Consider the following 11,784-nt stretch of genomic DNA (forward strand, 5'->3'; position numbering starts at 1 on the left):
GACCGTTATATCTACCACCATTAAAATGATTACGGTATATGGGCAACCTTATACTCAATAGGATTGATGAGCAGTTTATGATATTCTAAAACATATTTAGGAGGGTCAAGATGGAAGAAATAATACGGCTATATAAGGACAGAATTAGAATTTTTTTAATCATATATTTCTTTTCAGAAGATTTTCATGACTCAAATAATTTGAACCTGGTGCGTGTTTTATATACTGAAACTAGGATACAAAAGATTGATTTTTTACTTAGAAATCCGGATTACTTTGCACTTGAATTGCTGAATTTGCTTCCTGAAAAAAAACATGATAGAAATCAAATCAAAAGTATTATTATTGATATTTTTAAAAATAGAGAACCTGAAATTAGAAGGCTTGAAATGGAAAAATTCTTCTTTGGAGCCTATGAGGATATAGATGATGTAATTGCATTTTTAGAAAGCTATGGATTCATTGTTTTTAAAAGCAAAAGAAATATTGAGTTAAATGTTATCGATAAACAATATTATGTTACCAAATTTGCTAAAGAAAAAACCGATAAAATTTTATCGGAAATGGATTCACTAAAATGGTATATTGATCGTTGTGAACAAATTAAGCAATATTTTGGTGATTACACTGGAACACAACTTAAAAATATGCAATATGAAGAAGAAACTTATAGAAATACATCCTATAAAGAATTTATAGCAGATGTACAGGAAAAGGTGAAAACTATTTTTAAAAAGGAGTTTGGTGAAAACTTATGAAAAAGTTAACTATTGAACTCAAGAAAGAACTTGAGATAAGAGATTTAGTCATTGATGATAATGAATTAAATCAAATATTAGAGCTTAACGAATATGCAGCAGAACTTCCAATTGCTACGGGGAAAAGGATTTTATTGGAAGAGCTAAGATTTGTAGGGATCAAAAATAATGGTGATAAAATTGATTATGTGCAAAAATTTACTTCTGGAATCAATATATTAATTGCAGATAATCTAAAAGGTAAGTCAAGTGTATTTAAGGTTATTAAATTTGCCCTAACAGGTAGAGACAGTTTGAAATCAGATGTATCTTCTTGGATTAAAACAATTATGCTCGGTTTTAGTATTGCAGATAAAAGTTATACAATTTTTATTGATAAAACATCTTCTAGAATGTCCAGCACTCTGTACAGTACTAATATTGATCAAGTTAATATCGAATATGACGATAATGTTATTTTTAAATCAAACACAAAAAGTGATTATGAGATGCAAATTCAAGATTTCTTCTTTAATCGGTTTTCGTACTATCCATTGAGCTGGACTCAAAAGGATTCTGCAAAGGATAGCATAGAGCTAAGAGAGGCAAAAGCGAGCTGGAGTACTTACTTCAAATCAATTTACCTTGAGTCAAAAGATACAAATTCTTTCTATGGGAATCAGGGTTCAAAGATATTTCAAATATTATTAGGTCTTAAATATACTAAAATCATTAATAAGTTAATGATAAAACGAGATTTTATAAAAAATTCATTAGCTAAAAAAGATGGAATAAATAACATAGTATTAGTTGGAAAAGAAGATTTACTAAATGAATTAAAGGAGATTGAGGAATGCCTTGATTCTATTCGTACAAATTCAGAACATGTCAAATTTCAATCATTAAAGGAACTCCAAAACAGTCTTTTTATGGAGATTCAAGCATCTTCTATGATATTTAGTTCTAGCAGTAATCGGCACTATCAACTTCTTGCTGAATTGGATAATAACCGAAGTATCCGTGATAGTCTTATCAAAGAGAAAGATGGTCTAGAAAAAGAAGTGGTTAAACTAAAAAGAAAAATTAATGATTTAAAAGAATATTTGGAATCAGGGTATTTTTTCTCAAATCTAACAATCAAAATGTGTCCCTCATGTAATCATGAAATAGACATGCCATCCACCAATGAAGAACATGAATGCAATTTGTGCCAAAAACCTGTTGTTTCTGAAATTGAGAATAAAGAGCAGTTTTCTGAAAGGCTAAAGCAATTAACAGAAACAAAAATAATTATAGAAACTAAGATAAATGAAATTGAGGAAAAAATTAGTGTTTTGCAAAACAATATTAATGATTTTGAAAAAGAAAAACTAGATATAGAAAAAACTATTCAAAACAATGACTATGCTGAATTGTCTCAAAAAAGCGAACAAATAAGCAAACAACTAAATGAGCTAAATGAAAAATTAAAGCAGTCTACTGAAAGAGAAGATGAACTCATTTCTCAAAAAGCCATTCTTAACTATAAATTAAGTTTACAGGAGGTAGATAGTGACGACAATGTTGGTAAGTTAAATAAAAAACCAGATGTGCTTGAAATTTCTATAGATTATTTTATTAATAAGCGTTTTGAGGAAAGCAAATCAATTTTAACATCATTAGAAGATTTGATGTTGAATGAAATTCATGCTTTTGGATTACCTTCAATAACCAAGATTCATATTGATAAGCTTTTTAATATTGAATATACACAAAATGGAATAAGAATAAAGTTTGGAGACATAGCTGAAGGTGAGCAATTGCGCGTTAAGTTGGCATTCTATCTTAGTATTATTCAACTTGATATTCAAAAGAATTATGGTAAGCATCCCAGACTTCTAATGATTGACAGCCCCGCTAAGGAAGAAGGCGATAACAAATATTTAGAAGGATTAAAGGCTGCACTCGTAGATATAGAAAATAGATATGCAGATAAGTTACAAATATTAATCGGAACTGCTGAACGTAATATGAGTGATATTGTTAGAAGTCAATTTATCTATGAGGCTGATCAATATGTATTTTGATGTTGAGATTCTAGATACATATAAAACAAAAAATGAAGTAGAAAAATTAGATTTTTGGGATAGACAACTTCCTTTGTGTAATTTTAAAAAACAAAACTCAAAACAATTAGTAAGTTTTATCCACCAAATCATTGCAGATTCTCAAGAAACAATTTATTCAAAATGTCAAGCAATCGACTTCTCTATGAGGATGTTTTTAGCCGACATTTTAAAAGATAGAAATATCTTGGATATACTTTTGGATTCATGGGAACCAACAAGCGATATCCACCTTGAAACATTAAGAATTAAGCGACTCGCATTGCTATATCCTTATGATACGGATATTCATTCTGTTTTAAATGAATTGGCTCAAAATGATTCACTGGTATCAACAGAAAGTAACTATCAATTAGGATTGATAAATTTATTTGTCGCAAGAGAAAAAGGAACAATTGATGAAGTAGTTGAAGTTCTAAGAATTGCATATGATAATTTTGATGTAGCATCCAAAGAGGAAAATAGAATAGATGCAAACTTATTTAAAATCATTACAAATTCTATTATTTATATTTTTTGCAATAATTGGTTGGAGTTTGATAAATGCATTAAAGAACTAGAATATATAATTTTCATCCAGAGAATATATAGCTGGAACCCTGATGTGGTTACACTGCATCGTGCAATATACTCTAAATTGTTTAATGCAAAATTGATAATAGAAAAAGATACGCGAAACTGGATAAATTATAAAGCTGAGTTTGATCAACTTTGTTTGGAGTTTTTTAATATCCAAAATCAATCTGTAAAATCAGATTTATTTTCTATGGAAATTGAGTATGGTATATCCGATAATTTAATAACTAAAGTGATTGAGCCTGTCTTTAAAACGAACTTCAAGAGTGTTTTGTGCAAAATAGATTGTTTACTAGATGGTGAGAGTATTGAGGAAAAACAAGCTGAGTTCCTTATATATTTGAAAAATGTTATTCAACAACAATCAGAAGCAGAAATAAGTGAATATGATTTTTTTAATCAGAGCATCATAAAAAATTTTCCACATTTAGCAGAAAATAAGAGAAGGATATTTTATGATGCTATAAAGGATTCTAACCTACAGATAATTTCGAATATGTTGGACCAACTCCTGAATAGCAATGGATATGATAAGTTAATTGAACGGATAATGCATGCCTGTGTAACACTGCAGGGAACAAGACATTACTACGGTTCAGGGGAAAATGTTCGCAACAAATTTATTGCCCAATTATTAGAGGCTTCTGGATTTTGTACAAAAGATCAGACACAGTGGGGGCTTTCAAATAAAGGCATATCTGATGGAGAGATTGATGTTCAAATTGTTAATAGTAAGGGAACCTCTTATTCTATTATTGAAGGACTTATCCTTAAATCATTAGATACCACCTATCTAAATCTACATTTAAATAAAATTTTTAAATATGACACAACAGGTCTAGAATATATATTTATTGTAAGTTATGTTGCAGTTTCCAACTTTTCTTCATTTTGGAGTAAATATTGTGAACATATAAGAAATCATGACTTTCAATATCCTTTAGATGCTTTTGAAGAAAATGTTTATAAAGAAAAGTATTCTGAAATAAAAACAGGACGGTCTTCCCATCAGAGAAATGGAACTATAGTTTATCTTTATCATATTTGCATAAAAATGCCCTAATGTGTGATAGTAGTTTAAGTATTTTACGCTAGATGAGACATTAAAACTGTAAATCTCAAACAACATAGGTATGCAAACATACTAGAATATATATTTCTTATTACATTTAGTAGTAGGATTTTATATTTTTCTATAAAACTATTGATATACTTTTAATAAGATTTCATAGTGATAGTTGGTGGAATATGTTTAAAAAATTGTATAACTGTTGAGGCAGCAATTCTGATGACGTATTGTGGTTCTGGTGAGAAACAATAGACTTTGACCACAAGATGTAGTGGTTTGAGGATGAAATTAGGGTCGAAAATCGGTGGAAAAATACCCTTTGGATGAAGCAATTTATAATGCACATGCCCCTAAGTTAAAATGGAATCTAGATGAAGAAATTGATGAGGAAGACTTATCACTACTTCCAGAAATGAGAACTGAAATAGTGGTTGAAAATAAGGCTACAAATACTCAGCTAATAAGTGATACTAAATACTATGCACAGACATTGATTTCAAGCAACTGGACAGATATTGAAAGGGTCCGTACAGGCCATTTATATCAAATCTTTGCTTATGTTTGTAATAGTGAATTTTTAGGTGATGTAAAAGGAATGTTATTGTATCCCACAATAGATAAAGAAGTTAATGCCAAATTCCCTATTGGGGGAAAGGGATAAGGGTAAGAACCCTAAATTTAGATGCAGAATGGAATGGGATAGCATATAGATTGTTATCCTTAGTGTCATAACCATCTTATAAAGAGGAAAGGAGAGATAGGTTGAATAACTATGAACGATATATTAATAGACTCTTAAAAGAGATGGAAGATATTCAAAGTTATGTGAAGTATATTGAAAATAATTTCTATACACAATATAAGAATGTTAAATGGGAGATAGAAACGGAGAAAGTGCAATCTTTAATTGATGAATTTGTGTTTTATTCTGATGATGCTAGTATTATTAAGCATAATCAAAAAATTATAAGTAAGGTTTATACAGAGATAGAAAAATCAATAGTGGATAAAAAAGAATTTTTAAAACATAACATTAAGTTGGAAAGCCCCTATTTTCCCTGTGATTATAAGGTGCTAGATGAAGAATACGGGTTAATAGAATACTTAAACCCAACATATACAGATAATTCTTATGAACAGCATCAGGAGTATTTAAAAAACTTAAAACCACTAGAGTTAAAGAAGGAAATTGATAGTCTTCCAACAAGTGGACCCCATTATTCAGATTTCAGTGTAGATGATTATGAAAAATTAATCAAGTACTCAACAATATATTACCATAATGAATACATCTACAATGTTGAACATGATCTATATAATTTAATGGAATTACAAACTTTATATAGAATTTTTGATTATAATAATACTATTAATATATATAGACAATCTTTTACCTTAATTATTCATCGTAAATCTAATAATAATACTACACACTAGATATTTCCAATAGTTTCAGAAATTACTGCTTTCACTTAAAAAGTGAAGCTAACAATAGAAAAAGGGCTTCAACTTTGTTAAAATGAAGTTACAAGCAAACAAATCAACAAAGGAGAATCCCTTATGTATAGTTTAAATAATCTTCATTTAGAAAGCAATAGTAAAATTAAATTAAATTTTAATGGAGGAGATTTATCCTCCGATTCAGGACTATTCCTAATAAAGGAATTTGCCCATAAGATTGGCTTTCACAAGCTAACCAAGAAAACATTTAAAACAAATGACACTGCTAATAGAAACCATAAGGACGATGAAAATCTATGCCAAATGATTTATCAGATATTAGCCGGATATTTCAATGATGACGATGCCGACGAACTCACTAATGAGCCTGTTTTGAATACCATTCTTAATAAGGATGGATTAGCTTCTCAACCAACTCTTTCTAGATTCTTTAATCGAATGGATGAAGATACCTTAAAGCAGTTTGAAGAGATTATGAGGCACCTTAGAAATAACATTTATTCAGTTAATAGCCCAGAAATGGTCCTATTAGATCTGGACTCTACTCTTCTTAATACATATGGGAAGCAAGAAGGTGTAGGATACAATTATCATTATTCTGCAAATGGTTATCATCCATTGCTTTGTTATGATGGTCTAACAGGTGATTTGTTAAAAGCTGAGCTTCGTGATGGTACTGTATATTCCTCTACTGGTGTTACTGAGTTCTTACAGCCGCTTTTGGATGAATATCAAGAAAATTATCCAAATACAAAACTCTATTTACGCGGTGACAGTGGATTTGCAAAACCCGACTTGTTCATACAGGCTGAAACTAATGGTATATCTTACGCTATAAGACTAAAAGCAAATCAAAATCTCTATAGGCTATCAGAGGCTGCAGATAGTACACTAAATGATATAACCAGAAATAACAAGGTCGATTATGCAGTGGTATACGATGAATTCTACTATCAGGCAGCTAGCTGGGAATATCCAAGAAGAGTAGTAGTAAAGGTCGAAAAACCATATAACCAGTTTAATTACCAACATGCTTTTATTGTGACTAACATGGACCTAGGCCCTAAAGATATACTTATGTTTTATTGTAATCGTGGCAAAATGGAGAATTTCATTAAGGAATCTAAAAATGGATTTAATTTCAATTCAACCAGTAGTTACAATAAAATAGTAAATTCAAATCGTTTACAGCTACACGTGTTGGCATATAACCTATTCAATTGGTTCAGACGTCTGGTGTTGCCTAAAAGCATGAAGAAGATGCAGATAGACACCATTCGAATAAAGCTGATAAAGATAGCTTCAAGGATTATCAATACAGCTAGATACATCATATTTAAACTTTGCAGTAGTTGTCCTTATCAGAAAGAATTTTACGAAACTCTTGGTAATATCAGGTTATTGCCTAAGTTAGAGTAACTAGTATGCACCTTGAAAGTTTCAAAAAACTAAATTCACCAACCAAGGGATTGCTGTATCCTTTTTTAGCTAATAATTTGGTGTGTTTGGTGACTGGAGCTTTCAAGATAGGTTTGGTGATAGAAATTTAACTTTTATATTACCGTGAATAATTCAGGTTGACCATTATACTACTCATCTGTGAGTTTATATGTATGTTTGGAACAATGCTACTGTCCATTCTAGCTTTGCTCTTGTTCGTCCTAGCACTAGCTACTATGATTTTCCTGAAAGATGTACAGGATGGATTAAGGGCGATGGTACTCGCCTATCTTATAAGTCCCTATGGAATACCTTTATTTGCCTCTTGGCTAATAGGAAAGGTAGGGCAGGTAAATGAACGGCTTAAAGCTATTTAATTATTAAAAAGGGCGAAAGCATTTCTAGGCTTTCACCCTTAACTGACACACAGCAGGAGTGCCAGCGAAAAGCAAGGGCGGCGTAGCCGTTTATCTCGACCCTTGATTTTTGAGGTTCTTTGTCAAATAGTGTTGGTATATAAATTAATCACAAACTATTAATGTCAGGCAGCGTTAGCTGCCTGACGTTTTTTTACACTTACAGTGTCTTTTGGTACTATCATTTTCTTGCAAATTAATATTCGATTCCTAAAATGATAGTACGACCTGTATCCGAAAGCAACTCTTTTTAAACACTTAATAAAATTATTAATACCTTCTAAACATCCATTTGTAACATTGACTTCTAAGCAATTTTTTACGTACTCAAAGTCCTTTAAAAGCGTGTTAATACTAGTTTTCATAGCATCTGATACCTCATCTGAATAATATTCTAAATGTGCCTTTAAGGAGGCAATATCTCCGTTTTCTACATCCTTTAAAAGAATCTGATAACAATCATAAGTATTTAGAAGTGTTTTGTTGACACTAATACTATCCATAACCACATCTCTAGCACTTTTCCATCTTTCAAAATGTATCCACTTTCTAAAACCTGTAGAATTAAGCTTTAAATAAGGCTTTTGTATCAGCTTCCAATACCTTTTTAACCTTTTGTATTCCATAGAATACTTAGAAAAACCATTCATAACTTCTATTCTTGTTTTGTTCAATGCTCTAGATAAGTGGTTAACTATATGGAACTTATCAAATACTATCTTAGCATTAGGGAAAAGATCAGAAATTAGACTAATGTATGGCTGATACATATCTATACATATACTTTTAACCGATTCTCTAGCACATTCACTAAACCTAGAAAAATAGCGCTTAAGATAGTGTAATTGCCTGTTTTCAACAATATCGATAATATCATGAGTAATAGCATCACAGAAAATAAAGCTCATAGATCCTTTAGCAGTTTTTGTGGATTTAAACTCATCAAAACATAGATGTTCTGGTAAAAACTGATAATTAGGCTTAAACTGTTCAAAAGCTTGATCTACACATTTAGAAACCGTAGAATGAGAAACATAATGTAAACTAGCAACATCTTTTTCACTTACTTTCATGGTCAAATTAGTTGTAATATGAGCTTTTACTCTATTAGAAATAAAACAATTCTTTTTAACAATATCAGTTTCAGCTATAAAAGTAGAATTACACTCCTTACATAAAAATCTCTGCTTTTTAAGTCTCAAGAAAGTAGGTTCGCCATTAAAAGGAAGAAGTTTAATATCAGAAGACTTAGTGCCGTGTTTAATAATGCTTGGGCTATGCACGTTACCACAAACGGGACAAACAGAAGCATTATAGGTAAGCCGGCCAAAAATCAAATTGTAAGAGATATTCTTCTTTTTAATCTTCTCGACCTTTTCAAAAATCTCAATATTTTCATCTTTTAAATCTAATAAATTTAAGATATAATTACTAATAGACATAGTGGCCTCCTTATTTTTTTGTTGTGGTGATTAAATTATAAAGGAAATTGGTCACTATGTCTTTATTTTTTTAAAAGAAAATAGTGCCAGCAAAGAAACTAATATTTCTTCACCAACACTATAAATTATAGAGCCATTTTTGATGGTACTCCTGCTATTTTTTGATTTGATATTTAGAGGGTATAGAGATATAATTTTATGTAATAGTTAATTAAGGGAAAACTGATAAAAGATGAGTTGTAAAGGAGGGAGATAGTGTGGCGACATCAAATATTGAGGCCATTTTGCCATATGATATAAAAAAAGTATGGGATATTGTAACTTCCTTTGATGATTATTCTTGGCGAAGTGATTTAAGTAGGATTGAAGTTTTAGATGAAAATAGTTTTGTAGAGTATACAAAGACTGGCTATAAAACCATATTTACCATAACTTTAATGGAAACATATCAGCGTTGGGAGTTTGATATGGAAAATGAGAATATTAGTGGAAGCTGGGTAGGAATATTTACCCAAAAAGGGAATGAGACAGTAATAGATTTTACAGAAAATGTTACTGCAAAAAAGGTTTTTATGAAGCCATTTTTAGCTATGTATTTAAAGAAACAACAAAAATCCTATATTAAAGATTTAGAAAAAGCATTGAGGGATAGGCTATGACTTGTCAGGAAATAATTACCAAGCTTAAATCAAAAGCTGATGTAAAATATAAAGCAAATGTAGTTAGAATGGGTATACCAGAAGAATATAGTATTGGTGTATCAACTGCAATGGTTCGCAAGATTGCAAAGGAAATTGAAAACTCTAACGAACTAGCATATGAACTATGGAAAACATCTTATCATGAAGCTAGATTATTAGCGGTACTTTTATTTGAAAAAGATAAATTATCTATAGAAGATGTAGAAGGGTTAATGAATGAAGTTATTTCATGGGATTTATGCGATCATTTATGTAAAAATTTAATTATTAAGCAAGTCTACTATAATGATTTAATTATAAAATGGGTAGAATCATCCCGTACATATAAGAAACGGGCAGCCTTTACTTTAATGGCTTCATCTCTAATACATGATAAAAATATTTCTGATGATAGACTGGATAATTATTTAGACCTAATCCATGAAAAATCCCAAGATAATCACCAACATATTAAAAGGGCTATTTCTTGGGCATTAAGAGAAATCGGAAAGAAAGATTTCAAGTACAATGAAAAGGCACTTTTATTAGCTCATGATCTTAAAGATAATGGAACCAAGATACAAGCTTGGATTGCAAAGGATGCTATAAAAGAACTTGAAAATATAGTAAAAGTTGATGAGAGAAAACGACTTATATCTAGACAAAGCAAAATGGGAAGAAAGATATAAATTCATAAAGTTCTTATCCTGTACAAATAAAGATTTCTATATTTATATGGAAGAAGAATATTTTTAATTAGAAAGGAAATTAAATATGAAAGGTAAAAATATGCAAATACGCAATAGTACAGTAGATTTTATGGTTTTCACCAAAGATGCAGGAAGTGACTCCATAGAAGTACGTGTACAAGACGGTGATGTTTGGTTAACCCAAAAAGCCATATCCATGCTATTTGATGTAGATAGAAGTGTAGTGACAAAACATTTGAAAAACATATTTGAAACAGGTGAACTCGATGAAGATTCAACTTGTGCAAATTTTGCACAAGTTGCGGATAATGGTAAAACCTATCAATATAAATTCTATTCTTTATCAGCAATTATTGCTGTTGGCTATCGTACTAATTCGGGGAGGGCATTACAGTTTAGGCAGTGGGCAACTAAAGTCTTAGATACCTTTACAAAGCAAGGGTATGTTTTAGATAAAAATAGATTAATCAATGGACAAATTTTTGATGAAGATTATTTTGAACATTTGATTTCGGAAATTCAGGAAATAAGAGCTAGTGAAAGACGATTTTATCAAAAGATCACTGATATATATTCAACCGCCGTTGACTATTCTAAAGATAGCAAAACTACAAGGGACTTCTTTGCTACTGTTCAAAATAAAATGCATTATGCAATTCATGGTAATACAGCAGCAGAAGTTATAAGTACAAGGGCAAATCATAAAAAGAATCATATGGGATTAACCAGTTGGAGAAATGCACCAGATGGTAAGATTGTAAAAACAGATGTATCCATTGCTAAAAATTATTTAGCAAAGAATGAGGCAGAGGAACTGAATGAAATTGTGACAATGTATCTTGATTATGCAACTAGACAAGCAAGAAGGCATATCCCCATGACTATGGCTGATTGGGCAGAAAAATTAGATGCATTTTTAAAATTTAATGATGCTGAAATTTTATTAGGTAAAGGAAAAGTAACTGCAAAGATTGCAAAAACATTTGCAGAAAGTGAGTTTGAAAAATATCGTATTATCCAAGATTCTTTATATAAAAGTGATTTCGATAAATTAATGGAAGAAAGCAATAAAGAACTAGAGAAAAAAGATGAGTAGACAAATAGTTTCATAGGATTTACTTATAAGGAGTTGCCAATTGGTAGCTCTT

The 11,784-nt window shown here is 30.6% G+C and carries 10 protein-coding genes; 9 read left to right on the top strand and 1 reads right to left on the bottom strand.

What is annotated here, in order from left to right; translation table 11 throughout:
• Positions 1-110 precede the first annotated feature (110 nt).
• The 6 genes from VZL98_04000 to VZL98_04025 all read left to right on the top strand — a co-directional run bounded on the left by VZL98_04000 (position 111) and on the right by VZL98_04025 (position 7,367).
• Complete coding sequence (locus tag VZL98_04000; GenBank protein WVH64112.1) at positions 111-758, top strand: hypothetical protein; 648 nt, start codon at positions 111-113, stop codon at positions 756-758.
• A complete protein-coding gene (locus VZL98_04005; GenBank protein ID WVH64113.1) occupies positions 755-2,803 on the top strand; it encodes a hypothetical protein in 2,049 nt (682 codons plus the stop codon). The genes VZL98_04000 and VZL98_04005 overlap by 4 nt, the downstream gene beginning before the upstream one ends.
• Positions 2,793-4,481 (top strand): hypothetical protein, encoded by a 1,689-nt coding sequence (locus VZL98_04010; GenBank protein ID WVH64114.1) that lies wholly within the window; start codon positions 2,793-2,795, stop codon positions 4,479-4,481. Before VZL98_04005 ends, VZL98_04010 begins: the two co-directional genes overlap by 11 nt.
• A gap of 310 nt (positions 4,482-4,791) precedes the next feature.
• Positions 4,792-5,148 carry a hypothetical protein gene (locus VZL98_04015; protein ID WVH64115.1) on the top strand — a complete coding sequence of 119 codons (357 nt, stop codon included), beginning with the start codon at positions 4,792-4,794 and terminating at the stop codon, positions 5,146-5,148.
• A 101-nt stretch (positions 5,149-5,249) separates the two neighbouring features.
• Entirely contained in the window at positions 5,250-5,924 is a 675-nt protein-coding gene (locus VZL98_04020) for a hypothetical protein (protein WVH64116.1), read from the top strand.
• 123 nt (positions 5,925-6,047) lie between these two features.
• Positions 6,048-7,367: an IS1380 family transposase gene (locus tag VZL98_04025; GenBank protein WVH64117.1), complete on the top strand. Its 1,320-nt coding sequence runs from the start codon at positions 6,048-6,050 to the stop codon at positions 7,365-7,367.
• A 562-nt stretch (positions 7,368-7,929) separates the two neighbouring features.
• On the opposite strand, the gene VZL98_04030 is transcribed toward VZL98_04025, so the two are convergent.
• Positions 7,930-9,246: an ISL3 family transposase gene (locus VZL98_04030; GenBank protein ID WVH64118.1), complete on the bottom strand. Its 1,317-nt coding sequence runs from the start codon at positions 9,244-9,246 to the stop codon at positions 7,930-7,932.
• Positions 9,247-9,503: 257 nt separating this feature from the next.
• On the opposite strand from VZL98_04030, the gene VZL98_04035 reads away from it, so the two are divergent.
• The 3 genes from VZL98_04035 to VZL98_04045 all read left to right on the top strand — a co-directional run bounded on the left by VZL98_04035 (position 9,504) and on the right by VZL98_04045 (position 11,732).
• A complete protein-coding gene (locus VZL98_04035) occupies positions 9,504-9,905 on the top strand; it encodes an SRPBCC family protein (GenBank protein WVH64119.1) in 402 nt (133 codons plus the stop codon).
• Positions 9,902-10,615 carry a DNA alkylation repair protein gene (locus VZL98_04040; protein WVH64120.1) on the top strand — a complete coding sequence of 238 codons (714 nt, stop codon included), beginning with the start codon at positions 9,902-9,904 and terminating at the stop codon, positions 10,613-10,615. The genes VZL98_04035 and VZL98_04040 overlap by 4 nt, the downstream gene beginning before the upstream one ends.
• A gap of 85 nt (positions 10,616-10,700) precedes the next feature.
• Positions 10,701-11,732 carry a virulence RhuM family protein gene (locus tag VZL98_04045; protein WVH64121.1) on the top strand — a complete coding sequence of 344 codons (1,032 nt, stop codon included), beginning with the start codon at positions 10,701-10,703 and terminating at the stop codon, positions 11,730-11,732.
• The last annotated feature ends 52 nt before the right edge of the window (positions 11,733-11,784 follow it).

This window comes from Peptoniphilaceae bacterium AMB_02, from assembly GCA_036321625.1.
In the GTDB taxonomy this organism is placed as follows: Bacteria; Bacillota; Clostridia; order Tissierellales; family Peptoniphilaceae; genus Microaceticoccus; species Microaceticoccus formicicus.